At 47.3% G+C, this 20,602-nt stretch carries 19 protein-coding genes and 1 tRNA gene; 9 read left to right on the forward strand and 11 right to left on the reverse strand.

What is annotated here, in order from left to right; translation table 11 throughout:
- Position 1 precedes the first annotated feature (1 nt).
- Positions 2-889, reverse strand: coding sequence for a class I SAM-dependent methyltransferase (locus tag RT717_RS17425; protein WP_317487665.1), 888 nt, complete (start codon positions 887-889; stop codon positions 2-4).
- A gap of 361 nt (positions 890-1,250) precedes the next feature.
- On the opposite strand from RT717_RS17425, the gene RT717_RS17430 reads away from it, so the two are divergent.
- Complete coding sequence (locus RT717_RS17430; protein WP_317487666.1) at positions 1,251-2,045, forward strand: TrmH family RNA methyltransferase; 795 nt, start codon at positions 1,251-1,253, stop codon at positions 2,043-2,045.
- On the opposite strand, the gene RT717_RS17435 is transcribed toward RT717_RS17430, so the two are convergent.
- Positions 2,042-2,650, reverse strand: a complete 609-nt coding sequence (locus RT717_RS17435; RefSeq protein WP_317487667.1) for a phosphatase PAP2 family protein — start codon at positions 2,648-2,650, stop codon at positions 2,042-2,044. The genes RT717_RS17430 and RT717_RS17435 overlap by 4 nt on opposite strands.
- 169 nt (positions 2,651-2,819) lie before the next feature.
- Between RT717_RS17435 and RT717_RS17440 the strand changes: the two genes are divergently transcribed.
- Genes RT717_RS17440 through RT717_RS17450 form a run of 3 tightly spaced genes read left to right on the forward strand, consistent with a single transcriptional unit; the run spans position 2,820 to position 5,570 of the window.
- Positions 2,820-3,458 (forward strand): hypothetical protein, encoded by a 639-nt coding sequence (locus RT717_RS17440; protein ID WP_317487668.1) that lies wholly within the window; start codon positions 2,820-2,822, stop codon positions 3,456-3,458.
- A gap of 22 nt (positions 3,459-3,480) precedes the next feature.
- Complete coding sequence (locus RT717_RS17445; RefSeq protein WP_317487669.1) at positions 3,481-4,899, forward strand: pyridoxal phosphate-dependent decarboxylase family protein; 1,419 nt, start codon at positions 3,481-3,483, stop codon at positions 4,897-4,899.
- 17 nt (positions 4,900-4,916) lie between these two features.
- Positions 4,917-5,570: a hypothetical protein gene (locus RT717_RS17450; RefSeq protein WP_317487670.1), complete on the forward strand. Its 654-nt coding sequence runs from the start codon at positions 4,917-4,919 to the stop codon at positions 5,568-5,570.
- A gap of 9 nt (positions 5,571-5,579) precedes the next feature.
- On the opposite strand, the gene RT717_RS17455 is transcribed toward RT717_RS17450, so the two are convergent.
- The 5 genes from RT717_RS17455 to RT717_RS17475 form a co-directional block, all read right to left on the reverse strand.
- The gene (locus RT717_RS17455) at positions 5,580-6,140 is read right to left on the reverse strand and encodes a DUF3109 family protein (protein WP_152000691.1); all 561 of its coding nucleotides are present in this window, start codon (positions 6,138-6,140) and stop codon (positions 5,580-5,582) included.
- A gap of 39 nt (positions 6,141-6,179) precedes the next feature.
- On the reverse strand, positions 6,180-7,562 hold the full coding sequence (locus RT717_RS17460; protein ID WP_317487671.1) for an amidohydrolase family protein: 1,383 nt from the start codon (positions 7,560-7,562) through the stop codon (positions 6,180-6,182).
- 133 nt (positions 7,563-7,695) lie between these two features.
- Positions 7,696-10,119: an ABC transporter permease gene (locus RT717_RS17465; RefSeq protein ID WP_317487672.1), complete on the reverse strand. Its 2,424-nt coding sequence runs from the start codon at positions 10,117-10,119 to the stop codon at positions 7,696-7,698.
- Between the two features lie 109 nt (positions 10,120-10,228).
- Positions 10,229-10,783: a DUF2911 domain-containing protein gene (locus RT717_RS17470; protein ID WP_317487673.1), complete on the reverse strand. Its 555-nt coding sequence runs from the start codon at positions 10,781-10,783 to the stop codon at positions 10,229-10,231.
- 6 nt (positions 10,784-10,789) lie between these two features.
- A complete protein-coding gene (locus tag RT717_RS17475; protein ID WP_317487674.1) occupies positions 10,790-11,242 on the reverse strand; it encodes a GNAT family N-acetyltransferase in 453 nt (150 codons plus the stop codon).
- A gap of 203 nt (positions 11,243-11,445) precedes the next feature.
- Here RT717_RS17475 and RT717_RS17480 point away from each other — a divergent pair, with 203 nt between their 5' ends.
- The 5 genes from RT717_RS17480 (at position 11,446) to RT717_RS17500 (ending at position 16,798) form a co-directional block, all read left to right on the forward strand.
- Entirely contained in the window at positions 11,446-13,731 is a 2,286-nt protein-coding gene (locus RT717_RS17480) for an ATP-dependent helicase (protein WP_317487675.1), read from the forward strand.
- Between the two features lie 116 nt (positions 13,732-13,847).
- Complete coding sequence (locus RT717_RS17485) at positions 13,848-14,519, forward strand: DUF4290 domain-containing protein (RefSeq protein ID WP_317487676.1); 672 nt, start codon at positions 13,848-13,850, stop codon at positions 14,517-14,519.
- Positions 14,520-15,824: a UDP-N-acetylglucosamine 1-carboxyvinyltransferase gene (gene murA, locus RT717_RS17490; RefSeq protein WP_317487677.1), complete on the forward strand. Its 1,305-nt coding sequence runs from the start codon at positions 14,520-14,522 to the stop codon at positions 15,822-15,824.
- A gap of 93 nt (positions 15,825-15,917) precedes the next feature.
- A complete protein-coding gene (locus tag RT717_RS17495; protein WP_317487678.1) occupies positions 15,918-16,664 on the forward strand; it encodes an OmpA family protein in 747 nt (248 codons plus the stop codon).
- Positions 16,665-16,716: 52 nt separating this feature from the next.
- Positions 16,717-16,798 (forward strand) — tRNA-Leu (locus tag RT717_RS17500).
- On the opposite strand, the gene RT717_RS17505 is transcribed toward RT717_RS17500, so the two are convergent.
- From RT717_RS17505 to RT717_RS17520, 4 genes are all read right to left on the reverse strand, one after another.
- On the reverse strand, positions 16,799-17,503 hold the full coding sequence (locus tag RT717_RS17505; RefSeq protein WP_317487679.1) for a hypothetical protein: 705 nt from the start codon (positions 17,501-17,503) through the stop codon (positions 16,799-16,801).
- 58 nt (positions 17,504-17,561) lie between these two features.
- Positions 17,562-18,314: a membrane or secreted protein gene (locus RT717_RS17510; protein ID WP_317487680.1), complete on the reverse strand. Its 753-nt coding sequence runs from the start codon at positions 18,312-18,314 to the stop codon at positions 17,562-17,564.
- A 110-nt stretch (positions 18,315-18,424) separates the two neighbouring features.
- On the reverse strand, positions 18,425-19,549 hold the full coding sequence (gene dnaN / locus RT717_RS17515; protein ID WP_317487681.1) for a DNA polymerase III subunit beta: 1,125 nt from the start codon (positions 19,547-19,549) through the stop codon (positions 18,425-18,427).
- A gap of 114 nt (positions 19,550-19,663) precedes the next feature.
- Positions 19,664-20,602, reverse strand: coding sequence for a hypothetical protein (locus tag RT717_RS17520; RefSeq protein WP_317487682.1), 939 nt, complete (start codon positions 20,600-20,602; stop codon positions 19,664-19,666).

The following is a 20,602-nucleotide window of genomic DNA, read 5'->3' on the forward strand; positions in this document are numbered from 1 at the left end:
ATTATCGTGTAAATCTTAAAAACGTTCCCAGAGGCAGCCTTTGCCCTGACGTAGACGGCAGGTAGAACTCTCCGAACTGCATATTGTCAGGCTGAAAGAATGATTCAACCAGGTTGGCCGAAACCAATGCCGAAAGCCCCATGCTATACATATTAAGGACAAGAAACGCTTGTCGGGGTGCCAGCAGTTGACTACACAGCTCCATCAGCTCTGTCAAACTCTCTTCAATCACCCATTTCTCACCATCGGGGCCCCTGCCATAGGCGGGTGGGTCGAGTATAATGCCATTGTATTGCTTGCCCCGCTTCACTTCCCTTTTCACAAACTTCAGGGCGTCTTCTACTACCCACCTGATATCCTTCAAACCACTGGCTTGCTGGTTATCATTGGACCACGTGATCATGTTCTTTACAGCATCCACGTGTGTTACTTCGCTGCCAGCAGCCCTGGCCGCCAAAGAGGAGCCGCCGGTGTAGGCAAACAGGTTCAGCACCTTTCCCGGCTCAGGCCAGGCCTTCACCGTGTCATAAATAAAGTCCCAGTTCTCGGCCTGCTCGGGAAAAACGCCCACATGCCCGAAAGACGTGAATTGCAGCGACATGGTGAGCTGCATGTCTTTGTACCGGTACTTTAAAGGCCAACGATGATTGAGTTTCTGTGAATAAGTCCAGCCTTCATCTTCTCTGCTGCTCTTCCTCGCCTTCGCTGAGTCACGCACAAATACCGCAGATGCCTGCTTTTTCCATTCGTCGTCCGACAGTTTCTTTTTCCAAATAGCCTGAGGCTCGGGCCGGATGAGCGTATACTTTCCAAACCGCTCCAGCTTCTGAAAGTCGCCAGAATCGATCAGTTCATAGTCTTGCCAATGTCGGGGAAAAAGAAGCTGCATAGGTAGCATCGGGAAGTAAGGTGCAAAAGTAACGGAATTGTTGGAATTGGACGCCTTCTCGTTTCACATTCAGGGCAAACGCATTTAAAACCATTTGGCTTCGAAATTCTTCTTTTTACCCTAGCCCTAAGCCGGGCACCCCTAAAGGGGAAGACGAATTTCAAAGCTGTTACGGCCGGTCAGGCTCACCCTTAAGGGTCGCCGACGTGGAACGGGGTAAAAAAACAGCTTTGAAAAAAATTTGACTCCTTTTTGTTTTAAATGCGTTTGCCCAGTTTCACATTACGCAATGCAGCCCACCTGGCGATTTAGTTGTGGCCATGAGATGATCTTTGCACAATACCCTGTACTTTTGCTTTCCATGATTCTTGAAATATCAAGTCCACAGAACCAACGCATTAAAAACCTGATCGCCCTTCAGAAGCCCAGGGAGCGCAAAGAGCAGCAGGCGTTTGTTATTGAAGGAGTCCGTGAGATCTCGCTCGCCCAGCAAAGTGGCTACGAACTTCAGGAGATCTACCTCAACCCGAACCTGTACCAGGCAGACCTCCACTACCCTATCTCCTTCGAGCATTCTACTACCTACCACCTGAGCAACGCTGTTTTCTCAAAAGTTGCCTACAGAGAAAGTACGGGTGGAGTAATCGCCATCGCTGCCACCAGGTCACTAACCCTGGCCCAATTGCCCAAAGTTGCCAACCCACTTTATCTGGTACTGGAAAATGTGGAAAAGCCTGGCAACATTGGAGCGATGCTTCGGACGGCGGATGCCGCCGGGCTTAGCGGAGTAATCGTGTGCGACCCCAACACCGATTTTTTCAACCCCAATGTGGTCAGGTCAAGCGTAGGTTGTCTTTTCACCGTGCCGGTTGCATCGGCAAGCAATCAGGATGCAAAAGATTGGTTTGCAAGCCACGGCATCACCACCTATGCGGCAGCTTTGACCGACAAAGCCATGCCCTATCACACCTTTGACTACAAGACGCCTTCGGCCTTGCTGCTGGGGACGGAAGCTACCGGCCTCTCCGATTTTTGGCTAAGGGAAGCTAATCAGCAGGTGATCATCCCCATGAAGGGTAAAATCGACTCTATGAACGTTTCGAATGCGGCCGCCATTCTCATCTACGAAGCGCTTCGTCAACGTGATTTTGGCTAAGTACTGCTAAGCAGCCCTGCCTTCAGACCGGGTTTTTGGAACCAATCATTCCCACTGATCAATAAAAAAATCAAGGCCGTGAAAAAAGTCCCCATCAAAGCACCAGCATACACGTCCATAAAGAAATGCTGGGAGAGGTATACACGGGAAGTGCCCACCAAAAAGGCATAGCCAAATGCCGCCCAAGCCATCCATCGGCTCTTGGGAAAGGCCAGGACAAGAAACGTAGCAATTGAAAAAGCAGTGACGGTATGACCGGAGGGAAACGAAAATTTACTGTGAATATCCACTCCTTCTATAAATTGCAACTCACCTGACTTGAAAAAGACTTTGGGCCGCATCATCTCTGGAAAAAATACTCTTTTGCTCAACTGCGATACAACTAGCTGCATGATGGAAACAACCGACAAAACAATGCTGAGCCGGTAGCTAAAAAGAAGAAAGGCAATGAGCACTATCAAATTAACAAGACCATCGCCCAGGTGAGTAAAGTACTTGAAAAAGTAGTCTCCCAGCGTGTTGTGGCTTTGATTAAGCAGAAGAACAATGCCGCCCTTCGGAATTAAAATTAACGTAACAAGCCCTCCGACTGAAAAAAAGGTCATCAAAAAGGCATATATCTTTACTGCTGGGTGTTGTTTTATCTTGGCTGACATTATCAAATTCGCCTGAAGAAAACCGGTGCGCCTCCAAATTTGAAATCAATCAATAAAAGTAACAATGCTTACCACCGAATTCTATTACTTTGAATTCTAATTGCGAAGTTCAGATGAAATGAAAAATAGCCTGCTTTTGTGTATCGTCCTTTTAGCTAGCTCCTATGAAGCCTGGTCTCAAAATGCTGAAAGGCTTAATGAAAAACTAGAGGATTGGTACTTTGGAACTATCGTAATGGCCTCCGGAGACGTGATCGAATGCGACTTTGCATATAACCCGCTTACGATAGAAGGCCTGCTGCAATTCAGCTACGAAGGAGTCAACTACACAGCTGGCCCCAGCAAAGTCTCATCCTTTAGCTTTTATGATGAAGAGCGTAAAGTCTATCGCAAGTTTCAATCCTTCCCCGTTTACAGCGAGATGACAGAGATGACAAATGAAATTTTCATGGAGATACTTCATGAAACGCAATTTATTTCGCTGGTTGGGAGGAAAACAACTGGACTGAAGCCAGGCTACGGCTTCAATGCCAATGCTGTGATAACTCAGAAAAACGTTATCAAGGGTTATGAAAGATACTTCATTGATATGACCACCGCCAGGTTACACGAAATGACCAAAAAAGAGTTTTTCAAACTTACGTCAGATAAAAAACCTGAAATAAAGTCCTTTATGAAAGAAGAACATGTTCAACTGAATGACTCCGCTGATTTCATAAAATTGATGGAATTCTACGCCTCCTTGAAATTATATTGAAAAGACCCGATTTGTGTTGTGTATGATGACACCAGAAACCTTTAGAGTGGAAGCCCATCGCCTCGTCGACTGGATGGCAGATTTTCTCGAAAACATTGAGGAATATCCGGTAAAACCCGCCACAAAGCCTGGCGACATTATCAAACAGTTGCCAACCTCCCCACCTTTACAAGGCGAAAGTTTTGACAGCCTCTTCAAAGATTTTCAGAGCGTCATCATGCCGGGAATTACGCATTGGCAGCACCCCCATTTTCATGCCTACTTTCCAGCCAATGGGAGCTATCCCTCTATTTTGGCAGAAATGCTTACCACCACGCTGGGCGCTCAATGCATGATTTGGGAGACCTCACCAGCAGCCGCAGAGTTGGAGGAGATGGTGATGAACTGGCTCAAGGAAATGATGGCATTGCCCGCAGCATGGCACGGGGTCATTCAGGATACCGCCTCCACGGCAACGCTTGTGGCACTCCTAACAGCCAGGGAAAAACAGAGCGGCTTCCGGGTGAACGACGAAGGCTTCAGCGGCACAGAAAAGTACCGGGTATACTGTTCCAGCGAAACCCACTCCTCTATAGAGAAGGGTGCCAAAGTCGCTGGGATAGGAAAGAAAAATGTGGTAAAGGTGCCTGTAGACGACCTGCAGGCGATGAAGCCCGACGAACTGGAAGCGGCTATAAAAAAGGATATTCAGGCGGGATATACGCCGTTAGCAGTGGTGGCTGCTATAGGTACCACCAGTACAGTCGCCGTCGACCCCTTGAAGGCGATTGGCGCTGTTTGCAGTAAATACAATGTGTGGCTACACGTCGATGCCGCTTATGCAGGCACAGCCCTGCTGCTGCCAGAGTGCCGCTGGATGATGGAAGGTCAGGAGTTGGCCGACAGCTTTGTGTTCAATCCGCACAAATGGATGTTTACGCACTTTGACTGCACGGCTTACTTTGTGAAGGACAAGGAAGCGCTTATTCGCACTTTTGAGATCCTGCCCGAATACCTGAAAACTGCCACCCGTGGACAGGTGAACGACTACAGGGATTGGGGCGTGCAACTGGGTCGCCGGTTCAGGGCTTTGAAACTGTGGTTTGTCATCCGCTCCTTTGGCATCGATGGACTGCAAAAGACCTTAAGAGGACACATGTCCTGCGCTGAAGACTTTGAGTCCAAAGTGGTGAACCACCCCGATTTTGAGCTCATCCTGCCTCGATCATTGAATGTAGTGGTCTTCCGTTTTAAGCCAGTAAATGAAAACAATTTAGAAAAGCTCAATCAGCTAAATGAGCTGCTGATAAAAACCCTGAACACCTCGGGGAAAGTCTTCCTCTCCCACACCAAAGTAAAGGGGGTTTATTGCATCAGAATGGTGCTCGGCAACACCAGGCTGGAGCAAAGGCATGTTGACGAAGTGTGGGCATGGATAACTGATGCCGCCAAGTCACTTTAAACTATTATCTTCGTTGTATGCGCATCATTTTCCTCCTTTTTCTTCTGATGTCTTTCAACAGTGCGGTCGCTCAGGACACGCTAAAGTGGCTGTCGGCTGGGTTCAATACCCAAGCATACAAAGGAGACCTTGGGGACAAATACAGCAAATGGACGGGTGGGCTGTACACGAGCTTGCAATTTAAGACTCAGAAGAAATGGAATGGCAGCGTGAATCTTATCATAGGTAATGTTACCGGACAAGACCTCAATCCGGTTTTCAACGTCAGCCCTGAAAGTGGCAGACAGCCCAATACCTATTTCAGCAATTCCTTTGTAGCAGCTTACTACCAGGTTCACTGGAACGTTTATCTGAGGAGCCGCCTCAGGGTATTCCTGGGCCAGGGAATCGGCTTGATGAGATACAATGCCAAAGACGAGCAGGGGGTTAGCCTGGCCAACCAAACGAACACCCGGGCCGCTAATGAGTCGGCAGGCAATATTGCTTTGCTTCTGCCTACCAGCATCGGAACAGCCTATCGGTTTAAAAACAACTTCGGCGTAAGCTACAAATTCACCCTGCTGAACACAGCCACTGACTACCTGGATAACATTTCACAATTGGGAGGTGTCACGGGTGGCGACAATGTGCTGGCACATCAGGTTTCCTTACTGGTGCCCATTTATTTCTAACTGAAGCCCTCAGCCTTCGATTTCTTCCACCAGCTGCTGATACCAGGCCTCTCCGTATTTGCGGATCAGCGCCTCTTTCAAGAACTTGTAGACAGGCACACCCAGCTCCTTGCCATGGTCACAGGCAGGCGCACATATTTGCCAGCGGTGGTAGTTGAGGGCGTCGTAGTTATCGTATTTCGATATCCTTATTGGGTACAAATGGCAAGAAATAGGTTTTCTCCACTTTGTTTTTCCTGCCAGCCAGGCTTGCTCAATGGCGCATTTTAAAATGCCTCTTTCGTCATAGATAGCAAAGGCGCATTCCTTATTATTGATAGTAGTGGTGGAAAAGTCACCCTCCTCGTCGAGCAGGTAAGCCCCACTTTTCTCAATGGCCTTCACCCCAGCATCGGACATAAAAGGCTTCACTTCATCCAAAATGCTATCAATTTGCTGAAGTTCGTCTTCCTCTAAAGGAGCCCCCAGGTCGCCTTCTACGCAACAAGCGCCTTTGCACTTGGTAAGGTCACAAACAAATAACTGCTCTTTGATGTCGTCAGAGATGACGGCGTTTTCTACCAATATCATGGCACAAAGTTGTGGCTAATTTACAACAAACCAAAAAACCTATTCCTCATACAAAGCAGCAATCTTCGCCAACTCGCCGTCGATAAACTGCCTGTCCAGCAGTTTGCCCCTCACCATCACCCACTGAATCTTGCTCATATTGGCAATGTCATCCAACGGATTCGCCTTCACCAGCACCAGGTCGGCCGAAGCACCTTCACTCACCTCCCCAAACTTTCCTTTTTGATTAAAAAATACCGCACTATTAACCGTTCCTGCTTTCAAAGCTTCGTAAGGAGTCAACCCACAGTCGATCATCGACTTGAGCTCGTGGTGAGCCGAGAACCCGGGCACGTTAAATACCTGCGGCGCATCAGACCCCAGAATAATGGGCACACCAGCCTCGTGCATCTTTTTGATCATTACTTTCCTGATCTCATTAAGTCTGTTGGCATTGGCTTCGCTAAAAGTTGGGCCGCTCAAAAAGCTCTCTTTTGACCTTTTCCAGTTGGCCCTGGTCTGCTTCGACATGTAAATCATTTCCGGTTCCGCCAGCAACACATCAGCCGATTTGGTTGATATCCAGCGGTCAAACAATGACTGAGTAGGCACTATTGCCACCTTGTTGGCCAATGTCTTCTGAATCAGTTCATCCAGAAGGCCCATGTCAGCATAAGGCACCCAGTCGACACCAAAGAACCCATTGCTTTCCGGATCCAACCCCAGCGTGTCGGGCACCAAGCCTTCCACATAGCCGTCGACATGATCCACTGTGCCATACCCTGCCTCCAGCGCATGGCGTATGCCAACAAACACCGATACATGTCCGCTGTAAGTCTGCCCAACCTCTTTGGCTGCCGTCACCATGGAATCAAAAACCGACAGCTTAATGCCAGGGTGCAGCTTCATGAAATCATAGCCCATCTCCTTTTGCTCTTTCACCAGTTTCACTGCCGACGCTCCGGTGGGCACACTATTCCCATTGAAAGAGGGGCCTGAAGTGAAAATCCTGGGCCCGAGTATTTCCCCCGCCATTACCTGCTCCCTGAGCTTCAAATGTTCAGGATGGCCAAGCATGCCCCTAATGGTGGTGACGCCCTGAGAAAGATAAAGGAAGAGCGTTTCAAGCGTTTTATCGGGGCCCGGGCCCGGCGGGGGTATGTGCGCATGCATCTCGGTAAGGCCCGGCACCAGATAGGCTTCTTTCGCATCTATAATAGTGGCCGCCTGGCTAGGCATGAAATGCTTTTCATTCACTATTTTTTGAATCACACCATCTTTCACGTACACAACCTGGCCGGTTACCACCTTATCGGAGGTCATGGTGATCAGGTTAACATTGGTGATAGCATAGTCATAGCCTTCACCAACGTTGGGATCGGTGCCGCAACTGAAAATGAAAAAAACGAACAAGAATAGAAAGATGAATTTCAAAGGTTTCATATAAATGCCTGGTTAGTCCACTGAGTAGGTAGCACAATTTAATGAAACTAATGATTGAAAGTACTGGCTATGGGTTGGAGCCAAAAAAAGCCCTGACCAACGGTCAGAGCTTTATCGCTATGCTTAAGAAAATTTATTCATTTCGAAGCGCATTCACCGGATTGGCCGTAGCTGCCTTTATCACCTGAGAAACAATAGTAACCAGGCCAAGACAACCAACAATGAGCAAAGCCATCACTATGACGCCAAACCCAATCGATACTCTGGTAGCCATCAGGTTCAGCCATAAATCGCTGACCAGCACGGCAATGGGCACAAACACCACCACCGAAATGATAATTACCATGGAAAACTGGCGGGTGAGTGATATGATGAGGTATTGAGTGGTGGCACCAAGCACTTTTTTGATGCCAATCTCCTTCACTTTTGTTTGAAGATGGAAGCTCACCATGCCCAACAACCCAAGGCAGGAAATAAAGATGGCGAAGAGTGAGACAGCAGTTACGATTGACGTGATATCACCGAGAAAGAAGTAAAAATGATCCATTTCCTGATCCAAAAAACTATACTTCAAATCTCTTTTGCTGTCTATCGACTTCCACGCTTCCTGCAAGTCACTTATCACCGATGGCACATTGGCAGAAGTAATTTTAAGGTTAATGTTCTCATAATTATCCGGCATGAACCGCAGAGCCATCGGCTCTATGGATTTCATCAACGGCTCAAAATGGTAGTCTTTCACCACGCCAATTATCTGCAACCGATTTTCTTTATCCAAAATAATCTCCTGTCCGATGGCTTCATGGGGTGTTTCAAAGCCGACCGTTTTTACAGCGGTTTCATTAAGGATGATGAATTTCTCTGTGCCTTCGCCGTCCCCAGGCGCATAGTCTCGTCCTGCCAAAAGCGTAATCCCGAAAGTGGAAATATAATTCTCGTCGACAGAGAAGTGATTGAGCCCGAATCGCTCATCCTCCATATCTCTTTGAAAATCGGCACCATGCGAACGGCCAACGGCAGGGTTGTGGGACGAAAAAGTGTAGGCAGTAACAGCCGGATTCTTACTAAGCTCAGCTGCTACTATCTCCGGTTTGCTGCCCTGCAGCTCCACCACCAGCAGGTTCTCCTCATTGAATCCGTACTCAGAGTTTACCATCAGGCTGGTTTGCTCCCTCATCACAAGGATGGAGATGATCATAAAGATGGATAGGCCAAACTGAACAATCATCAGCACTTTTTTGAAAGAGAAGTTCGACCTGAATCCCCTCTTACCTGCACCTCCCGAAACCCCATGGTAGCCTTTCAATGCCTGAATGGGGCTAAACTTTGAAAGGAAAAGAGCAGGAAAAACACCCGCTATAAGTCCAACAAATACACTAAAGCCAACGAAGTAAGGAAAAGCGCCGTAAGAGAAATCAACACTCAGTTCTGCCAGAGTAAATATCTCCAGTCCATTGAAGGCGGGGATCATCACTTTAAGAATACCCACTGAAAGAATGAGTGACAGCATGGCCATGATGACGGATTCGATGACAAACTGATGAATCACCTGACGCCGGGTGGCGCCCGACACTTTGCGAATACCAATCTCCCGTGCCCGGGTCAGTGATTTTGCCAGCGATAAATTTGTGTAGTTGAACAGGGCAGTTACCATTACCACAAGAGCAAGAAACCCAAAGAACGCCAGCACAATGCTGGGTATGTAAAACCCGAGCTCATTGCCGTACAAATTCCCCATGGCAATTTTTGTTACCGGAGCCACCCCAAATGTGTAGGGTTGTCTGTCTTCAGCCCATTCAATGTTTTCTTCAGCGAGGCTGGCCACGGTTGTCGCTACCTGGTTGGGGTCTACACCAGGGTTTAGCTTAAAATAATTGTAGCCTACCCACAAGTTCTGCCAGTTATCATTCTTTTTATCTTCAAATGGGCCACCCTCAGACATCGAGTTGAGTGTGCTCATTGAAGCAAGCGCATCAAATTTCATGTGCGTTTTTATTCCCTCCATATCAACAACTCCGGTGATTTTGAAGGGACCAACGCCCGTGTAGTCAAGTATCAGTCCGAGATAGGTATCTTTTTCACCAAAAAATTTCTCGGCAGTCTCAGTCGTCAACACCACAGAAAAAGGCTCATTGAGTGCCGTTTCCGTGTTGCCTTCGATCATAGGGAAAGAGAAGACATCAAAAAACTCGTCATCAACAAGAAGACTCTTTAAATCCAGTATCTTTTCGCCCGTTTGCACCTCCCGGCCGAGATCAAATCGCATATTTGTGTATGCCTCAAAATAGGCATACTGATCAACCATCGCTTTTTTGAACGGCAACGGACTGCTGGCAGTTCCTGCGAAAATACGGGGCGCATTGGGGTTAAAGCTCTCTATCCTGTAAATACGGTCAGCGCCGGCATGAAACCTGTCGTAGTTGTACTGATTGTAAATGATGGTGATAAGCAGCAACGAAACCGACATCGCCAATGACAATCCGGCGATATTAACAAAGCTGAACAGCTTTTGGCGAGTCATGCTCCTTAAAGCAATCTTGAAGTAATTCTTAAGCATAATAGTCCTTTTTAAGTTATGAGCTTTAGACTATTGCTTTACGCTCTCCGTTACCGTGCCGGTAGATCTATTGTATTGAAATGAATAATTGAGGGATTGAACAGGTTGTTCATTTGAGCGAACTGACTGGCGGATTCTCCCATTTGATAGGCACCCTGGTCAGCGTCCTGTTCCATTTGAAAAGAAGTTGGGTTCCGTTTTCATCAGGTTGAAACTCCATCGTCAACTGCTCTACTTCTTCTTTTGGGTTAAGCACCGGCACCTCCACTCTCAGCACATCCAGGTCGTAGTTGGGTTCGAACTTGCCCCACTGAGCTAATTCGCTGTTGAGTACTATTGTCCAGCGGGCAGATTCCGGAATAGTATAGAGTCTGTATCTTCCTTTTTTGATCGGTTTACCCCCAAAAACCACATCTCTGCTAAACTCAATCTCAGTGGCTTCGTTGGCTCCTGTTCTCCAATATTCACCGTAAGGCACCAGCCCACCAAAGACCTTCCTGCCTCGCTTGTAAGGCCTGCCATAGTCAAGATCAATGGTAATGTCCTGTGTTTGGTAAGTCGCCTGCCCCCTTGGGCTTAGCCCCAGAGAATTATAGAATTCATAAGCTGTATAGCCACCGTAGACCAGCAGTGCCAAACCCAGTACAAATAATACCTTCTTCATTTCCTTCTACTTTAACCATTCGTACAACTGGTAATGGTCGCCATTCATGCCAAGTTTGCTGTACACTCCCTGAGCTGATGTGTTTGTTTTGTCCACATACAATCTCAGGCCTGCCAAAGAAGGAATCCTTTTAACTTTATCGGAGAGAAACTGATACATTTTTTTAAAAACACCTTTTCCCCGGGACTCTTCTATCACAAACACCGACTGAATCCACCACACCGTGCTGTTTCTCCAGTCGGACCACTCAAAGGTGATCAGCAATGAGGCAACAATCTTACCTTCCCCTTCAGCTACAAAATACGTGCCCTTATTTGGATCGTTGAAAACAGAAATAACGCCTTTTTCAACCACAGCCCTGTCCAGGTTCAATTTCTCTGTTTCCCAGGCCATTTTTATCTGGAAGTCGATAATAATCTTGGCATCTCCCAATGATGCCTCACGGATAGTCAAATTCATACACTGTTCTTTAATAAAAGGCTGGCAAATTAATAAACGAGTAGAATAATCGGACAGTATTTAACGCATTATCAAAACATTCCAGCATTAGCCTTCCTGCCAGACGCAGATTCCACGGCGTTCGTCGCCTTAATTTTCCTGATATCGAAATTCCTCCAAAAGTTTACTCGCATGTGAAGCCCGTCATTTGTTAACTTGCGGTCATGAGTCTAGATGCGGAAGAGGAATTTCTAAAAGAACTAAACGAACCTCAGCGAGAAGGGGTAATCAATACGGAAGGGCCGACCATGATCATTGCGGGCGCAGGATCGGGAAAAACCAGGGTACTCACCTACAGAATCGCCTACCTGATCAAGTACAAGCATGTTGATCCTTTCTCGATAATGGCACTCACCTTTACCAATAAGGCGGCCAGGGAAATGCGTAACCGAATAGAAAAAGTAGTGGACAATGATGCCCGAAACATTTGGATGGGCACTTTTCACTCCGTGTTTGCCAGACTCCTTCGTTCGGAAGCGCATCATATTGGCTATCCGAGCAACTTCACCATCTACGATGCCGACGACTCCAAGTCGCTCATCAAATCTATAGTAAAAGAACAAGGGCTTGATGACAAAGTCTACAAAGCCAACGCTGTATTTAGCCGCATTTCTGGTGCCAAAAACAATCTGGTATCGTGGAAAGACTACATCAATAATCCCCTGTATCAGGCCGACGACGAAAGCCAGATGCGGCCGCATATTGGCAAGCTCTACCAGCTTTATGTGCAGCGCTGTTTCAAGGCCGACGCTATGGATTTCGACGACCTGCTCTTTAATACCAATCTGCTTTTCAAAGAACACCCAGACGTGCTCAACAAATACCAGCAACGCTTTCAATATGTGCTGGTGGACGAGTTTCAGGATACCAATATTTCGCAGTACCTGATCACAAAAAGGCTCGCATCCGTCCGCCAAAACATAGCTGTGGTAGGCGATGATGCACAAAGTATTTACGCTTTCCGGGGAGCCAATATTCAGAACATCCTAAATTTCGAAAAAGACTACCCCGACCTGAGAATCATCAAGCTGGAGCAGAATTACCGGTCGACGCAAAACATTGTCAATGCTGCCAACTCGGTGATAGTGAAGAACAAAGCCCAGCTGCACAAAAACGTTTGGACTTCCAACCAGGAAGGTCGGTTGATAGAGCTCATCAAGGCCGTGAGCGACAATGAGGAAGGGAAGCTGGTGGCCTCGACCATTTTTGAGCAAAAAATGAATCACCAGTACCATAACAGCGATTTTGCTGTACTGTACCGCACCAACAGCCAATCGAGGGCAATGGAAGAAGCGCTCAGGCGAATGAACATCAAGTACAAAGTGGTTGGAGGCCTGTCGTTCTACCAAAGGAAGGAGATCAAAGACCTGCTTGGGTACCTGCGCTTCGCTGTCAATCAGAACGACGAACAGGCGCTTCGCCGCATTATCAACCTACCAAAGCGGGGAATTGGCGACTCCAGTGTAGATAAAATTATCGTTGCCGCCGATGAGCAGGGCGTTTCCCTTTGGGAGATTCTTGAGAATATCCACCATTTTGTGGGTGGGCGTGCAGGTGAAGCGATCAAAAACTTTGTCACCATGATCAAGAGCTTCCGCATTACCATGGAAAAAAGTGATGCGTACGATACAGCTCAAATGGTTGCGAAAAACTCAGGCTTGCTCAAGGAGCTTTACGAAGATAAAACAGTGGAGGGACTGAACCGGTACGAAAACGTGCAGGAATTGCTCAATGCCATCAAAGAGTTTGTCGACAACCCTGAAACCAACGACAAAACCCTTGGAGCCTTTTTGCAGGAAGTATCACTGCTGACGGATGCCGACGATAAAAACAAAGAGTTGGACGACGCCGTGACGCTGATGACCATCCACATGGCAAAGGGGCTGGAGTTCAAGAACGTATTTGTGGTGGGCATGGAGGAAGATCTTTTCCCCTCCCAAATGATGCTCAGCAGCCGGGCCGACCTGGAAGAAGAGCGCAGGTTGTTTTATGTGGCTATTACCCGGGCAGAACAGCATCTTTTCCTCAGCTATGCGCTCAACCGCTATCGCTACGGCAGACTGAAAACCTGCGAACCGAGCCGCTTTTTGTCAGACATCGACACGACTTATTTGCAAGTCAGTAAATCTATTGGCAGCCACGAACCGCTGCCTGGCGTGCAGGCACAACATTTTGGAAAGCGCTCGCTCATTGCCGGCTTCCCGGAGCAAAAACCACAAGCACCAAGGCATTTTGTAAAGCAAACCGCACACCAACCCTCATCCGATTTCAAACCAAGCGACACCAGCAATTTAATAGTCGGCAACAGAGTGGAACACCCCAAATTCGGCTTTGGAAAGGTAATAAGGATGGACGTGGATGGTGCCAACAGGAAGGCCATCATCGATTTTGAGCAGTTTGGTGAAAAAACTTTGCTTTTAAGCTTTGCCAAATTGAGAATAGTAGAATAGTTTCGCCAAAAGTTTCATTTCGGAGTAAGAAGACTCTACCTTTAGATGAAACTTTTCATTGCGATTTTTGTAAATTGCTAGGAACCCGGTTAGAGTAGCACCAAAACGGCGTTCCTATGAATGACTTCAATGAAGATAAAAGCCCTTTAGTTTTGAGAGAATACGGAAGAAATGTCCAAAAGCTGGTCAACTATGTGAAGACCATTGAGGACAAAGAAAAAAGGACCCGCTTTGCGGAGACCCTTGTGGATTTGATGAAGATGATCAATCCTAACACCAAAGATTATCCGGAGTACACACAGAAAGTTTGGGACGACCTCTACATCATGGCGGGTTTCGAGCTTGAAGTGGACGGTCCTTTTCCTATGCCTGAAAAGAGCATACTTGGTCGCAAGCCAAGAAAAATGGATTACAACACTCACAATGTGCGGTTCAAGCACTACGGAAAAAACGTGGAGTTGATGATCCAGAAGGCGCTGGCTTTGGAAGATGCTGAAGAGCGTGAGGCTGCTGTCATTTCCATCGGCAAGCTGATGAAAACTTTCCAGCTGGCCTGGAACCGTGATAATGTTGACGATGAAGTGATTCTTCAAAACATTGAACAGCTCTCTAAAGGAGACCTCACCATTGGTATTGAGAAAGTAAAGGAGCAAAACCTTTTCGACCCATTGGTGAAAGAAAGAGAGTTTGCCACCAACCAACCCCGCCAGCAGAGGGACAATAACAACAGAGGCGGCAACAACAACAACAGAAACAAACGTAATTTCCAAAAGCGCAGGAGAAACTAGATGGCCTCTTTCAGGGTAAAGGGAGGGCAGCGCCTTAAGGGGGAAATACAACCTCAGGGCGCTAAAAACGAAGCTCTTCAGATAATTTCGGCAGTTTTACTTACAGCAGAACCAGTACACATCAAGAAAATTCCTGATATCAGGGATGTGAACAAACTCATAGAGTTGTTGGCTGATTTTGGTGTGCAAATTGAGAAAACGGGCCCTGAATCCTACATTTTTACTGCTAAGGACGTCAACCTGGACTTCCTTGAGTCCGATCAGTTCAAGGAAAAGGCGGCTTCGCTTCGTGGATCTATCATGATCCTCGGCCCGCTTCTAGCCCGGTTTGGGAAAGGAAAAATACCGAAGCCCGGAGGAGACAAAATAGGCCGCAGAAGGCTCGACACGCACTTCATTGGTTTTCAAAAGCTGGGAGCTAAATTTGACTACCATATCGGTACCGGCTTCTACAATGTTTCCGCCAAAGAGCTTACTGGCACTTATCTTCACCTGGATGAGGCTTCCGTTACGGGTACTGCCAATATCATTATGGCGGCCTCAATGGCCAAAGGCACAACTACCGTTTACAATGCAGCCTGTGAGCCCTACATCCAGCAGTTGTGCAAAATGATCAACCGGATGGGCGGCAAAATATCAGGCATTGGCTCCAACCTGCTTGTGATTGAGGGTGTGGAGAGCCTGGGAGGCACCGAGCACACCATGCTGCCCGACATGATTGAAATCGGCAGCTTTATTGGGCTCGCTGCCATGACCCAAAGCGAAATTACCATCAAAGATGCCCGCATCGATCAGCTGGGCATCATCCCTGACACATTTAGAAGACTGGGCATCAACCTGGAATTCAGAGGCGACGATATCTTTATACCCGCTCAAGAGCACTACGTAATAGATTCTTTTATCGATGGCTCCATCCTCACCATTGCGGATGCCATTTGGCCTGGCTTCACGCCCGATCTCATCAGTATCATTCTGGTGACCGCCACTCAAGCCAGAGGAACAGTGCTCGTCCATCAAAAAATGTTCGAATCACGGCTGTTCTTTGTGGATAAGCTTATCGACATGGGTGCTCAAATCATTCTTTGCGATCCGCACAGGGCAACAGTGATTGGCCTGGACAGGGCATTTCCACTGCGCAGTATACAAATGACATCTCCAGACATCCGTGCAGGCGTATCGCTGTTAATTGCTGCGCTGTCTGCCGAGGGCACCAGCACCATCCACAATGTGGAGCAAATCGACCGTGGCTATCAATACATAGAAAAACGTTTAAACGCCATTGGCGCACAAATAGAGAGGTTTTAACCCCGTTAAAGAGTCGTTAATACCTGACTTTGGCTCAGGCACATATTTTTTTATATATTCAATTTTTTATCGACCTGTTCCTGCATGAAACCAATGTCCCAACTACTCGCTCGGGTAGCCGTGTACCTTATGTTTACACTGAGCGTTTCGCAAATTGCTACGGCTAAAGTTAGCCCGGAAGCAATAAAAACGTCCACCGACAATTCCGAAGAAACACCTCCTGAAAACCTCAGATTAACTTTGATAGTGGTCGACAGCGAGACGAAGAAAAAAATCACTGCCAAGGTTAAGGTACTCGACATGCTGAATAAAAAGGTGCTCTTCGCCAAAGAGCTTGGCGACACACTTAAGTTAAACCTTGCTGCAGGCGGAGACTATCGCATTGTTAGCAAGGCCGACAGCCATCTTTTTAACGAAGTGGAGTTCAATCTGGCGAAAGAAAACCTGGGGCCTGATGTTAAAATAACGCTGGAACTAAGCCCGATTAAGATTGGCATGAAGCTCCAGCTAAAAGAGGTCTTTTTTGAAACCAACTCGGCTAAAATGCTGGAAGAGTCTCTTGCTGAGATACAAGAGGTTTATGAGTTGCTTTGGGAGCACCCGAATCTGGTTGTTCAAATTGCGGCGCATACGGACAACACAGGCACTCATGATGACAATATGGAGCTCTCCGGGCGCCGGGCGCAAGCTATTGTGGAAGTGCTGAAGGATAAGGGTGTGCCCGAAAAAATGCTGGCGGCTAAAGGGTATGGCGAAACAAAGCCACTGCTACCCAATACAACCGAAGAGAACAAACAAAAGAACCGACGGGTTGAATTTATCGTTATCGATATTCTGTAAGTTTCATAGCATGGTTTTCGTGCAGTTATATTAATATTGCAACTCCTTAGATGCGGATGTGGTGAAATTGGTAGACACGCTAGGTTCAGGGTCTAGTGCCGCAAGGCATGGAAGTTCGAGTCTTCTCATCCGCACTATTTTTTACTCCAAAGCTCATAAAGCGGCGCCCCCTGGCTGCTTTTTCCTGTGTGAGTCCAGTTACCTCCCTCCAGCTTATACCTGAATCCAAGCGATTTACCGATCCTTTCGTCCGCATTCGCATAGAATTCCAGGCTCTCCACATAACCTGTCGGCGTGATGGAATAAGTGCCACCAGCGGTTGCCACAAACTTCCGGGAAATTGTGTCAAAGGCAATCCATTGGAAACGGCTATCGGATAATATCTTGATGGTCTTTACTTTATAGTCAGTTCTGACTGTGTCGCCTGCTTCATTCCTATACGCCGCAGCATACCAAAGGCCTGCGAACTGGCTGTTGTTTCCAGCATCAATTCGCTTCCAATCGCCCAGCACCATGCCATCCCTGGCCACCAGCTTGTAGCCGGTTTCAGTGGGCTTTGCGTGCAACACGTGCTGTTTCCCCACCTGATAATGATCGGGAGAGTGGAATTCGATGGTCACAGTCATTTTGTCTCCCTCCATCTTATAAGTACCTCCGGAAGTAGAAAGGAAATGATGATCTTTTGTCAGAAAGGAAGCTGTGGTGAAGTACGTGTCACTGACGATCAAAATCTGAGTGACGGGTCGCCCTTTGTCAACACTTTCGCTCATCCAGGCACCAACATATTCGTTATTGGCAGTGGGTCCGGCAGGTGCATCAGACGGGTCTTGCCAGGCCAAAAAACAGCCCGGCAAAACCAGCCAACATAAGATGCTCAAAAACTGCATCGGAGAACGATCATCTCTTAGACCACACTTCGTAAATAGGATCACCTTTGCTGCTCAAACCGCTGTGGTGCCAGGCTCCTTCTTTCAGTGAATAATCGAACTGCAAGGCTGCCCCTACCCGAGTGTTGTCTCTGGAGAAGAACTCTATGTTCTCAGTGTACTTTCCTCCTTTGGTGGTGTAATTGCCTCCGCCGGTGCCAAAAAACTCTCCAGTTGAAGTGTTGTAGGCGATCCACTGGAAGCGTGTACCTGACAGGATTTTCATGGTTTTACGTGGGCCGCTTGTATCCCGGTTAGCGATGCTCCCGTCGTCGGCTTTGCGACCAGACATGAGCCAGGGCCCCATCAGCGCTCCGGGCTTTCCTTTATCTACATTAGTGAAGGTATAGTAAATTGACCCATCGGAACTGCTGACAGTAAAACCATCTTTGGTCTCTTTCAAATTCAGTGTCGTTGGTTGGCCGACAGAGGAAGGGTCTGAACTGTTAAATTCCAGCGTGACTGAAAGTGAGTTGTCAGTGTTAGAATAGCTACCTCCCAGGGTGGTGATAAATGAACCGTCAGCTTCGGCATAGGTAGCCATGGAAAAGTATCCTTCGGTCATCACAAGCATGTGTTTTGCAGGCTTTCCACCTACGGAAGCTGAGCTACTCCACGCACCAGAAAGATCCAGCTTTCGATATGAGTCAGCAGGGGTGAACGAAAAACTAATCGAGGCCGCAAGGGCTATGCAGACAATTGCCAGTAAAGTGTATCTCTTCATGGGTGTGTGTTTGAGTTAATAACTCAAATTAATGAAAAACAATGACACACTAAAGCCTCAGTAGAGGCTACTGGCGAGAAAAAAGATGATCGGCTCAAAACGAGTTTAGCTTACACGTAATTGTTAAGCATTACCGGCATTACCAGCATGAGGAGGTCTTCATTCTCATCTTTGTCAACCGGGACAAGCAAGCCTGCTTTGTTGGCAGCCTGAAGTTTAAACGAAATCTTTTTCGACTCAAGGTTACTCAACATCTGAATGAGGAACTGGGCATTGAATCCGATTTCAATATCTTCTCCATCGTGCTCACACGAAAGTCTTTCGTTGGCCTCATTCGAGAAGTCAAGATCTTCAGCAGAAATCATCAGTTCACTGCCTGTGATTTTAATCCTTACCTGATGAGTGGTTTTGTTGGCGTAAATCGCAATCCGCTTCATGGAGCTGAGGAACTCCAGGCGGTCGATGGTCATGATGTTATTGTTTTCCGCCGGAATGACGTTGTCGTAGTCGGGAAAGCGCTCGTCGATGAGGCGGCAGATCATCTTAACATGATCAAACTTGAAATAAGCGTTTGACACGTTGAACTCCACACTTACATTGGTGTTTTCTCCCGGAAGTGTTGTTTTAAGCAGGTTCAGCGCCTTTCTGGGGATGATCATTGAGTTCGTTACGTCGGCAGCCACATCAACCCGGCGGTAGCGTACGAGACGATGGCCGTCTGTGGCTACAAAAGTGGTATTGGTTTCGTCAAGCTTGATGTAAACGCCAGTCATGGCCGGGCGAAGCTCATCGTTGCTGGTGGCGAAGAAGGTATTGTTAATGGCTGTTGCAAGCACGTCCGAAGATATGTTCACCGAAAAACCGTTGGTTACTTCAGGCACCTTAGGGAAGTCGGTAGCGTTTTCGCCTGAAAGCTTGTAGCGCCCGTTGTCGGAGCTGATCTCGATGCTATAAGTGTCTTCGTCGACAGAAATGGTTACTGGCTGCTCAGGGAGGTTAGAAAGGGTTTCCAGCAAAATCTTGGCTGGCACTGCAATGCTGCCGTTTTCTTTGGCCTCCACTTCTATTTCGGTAATCATAGAAGTTTGCAGGTCAGAAGCCGTCACTTTCAATGTTCCGTCGGTAATCTCAAATAGAAAGTTTTCAAGGATAGGCACTACCGGATTAGTGGTAATCACTCCTTTGATAGCTGATAGTTGTTTGAGTAGATATGATGACGAAACAATGAATTTCATAGAATTTCTGTATTGTAAGGTAAGATTGTTAACCCGGCAAAGTTATAACAAAAATTAGATTTGAGGGTAATAAAATGCTATTCCAATTTTAAACAACGAAAGAGGCAAACTAACCTATTTTTCAGGCCTCAAATCATCCAGCGAAATCAGTAGCGAACGGACCCGCCCTGCATCGCAAACAGAGTAATTTCCTGCTTCATCCTTTAGCAGCACATAGGGCTGATCGGTTGGGCCGGGGTAGACATCAAGCTCCGTATTCTTCGCAGAATCAATGTCCCTCAACCTGATGGTTGCCACAGGTGTTGCGTCCATCAGACTGTCATAAACGGGAATTTGCCCCTGGCTGATGAACTCATTGGTAAAAAAGGACTCGTACTGCTGAATGTAGTTTTCGAGCACAAGGGTGTCTGCTTCCGGCAATTCGGCCACTTTCAGGGTGGTCTTGTCAAAGGCGATGGTCACATCCTTCTTCTGATCATCGGCGTAGTCAATTGTTAAAGACTGGATAGAGCGCCAGTCGCTGGAAAACAGCAGCCTGTTGCGCCATTGGTTTTCGGTAAATTCGAAGATGCCCGAAACATAGTTGGGATAACCGGGCAGCTCTACCTGATACACCTTGCTCTCCCCGGCAAGGTTGAAGTAAGATTCTGTTTTCGAAGGGTTGCCTGTAGCGGTAAACTCAGCGAGCACACCCTGCTCTCCGCTGATAATTACTTTTCTGCCTGATGCCATCCACTGCTTTACTTCAGCTAGCTGACTTGGCCCCACTTCTCTTTTTACCCTCACCAGTTTCAGCACACCCACAAGGAAATTTCGGATGGATCGATCCACTTTGTACTTGTCGTTGACCAGCCATTTGTCATTTACTTTGCTCAATATCACGCTGTTTTCATCGGAAATCATCTCAATGCGTGAGATTTTGGTCGTGTCGGATAGCTCCAGTAAATCGTATCCTACAATGGATGTTTCGGATGGACTCCCCGCCCACCATGTGCCGGCAATTAGCAGCAACAAAACGCCCAGAGAAATAAGTAGTGTGGTGTTTTTATGCAT

The sequence above is a fragment of the Imperialibacter roseus genome, from assembly GCF_032999765.1.
GTDB classification, from domain to species: domain Bacteria; phylum Bacteroidota; class Bacteroidia; order Cytophagales; family Cyclobacteriaceae; genus Imperialibacter; species Imperialibacter roseus.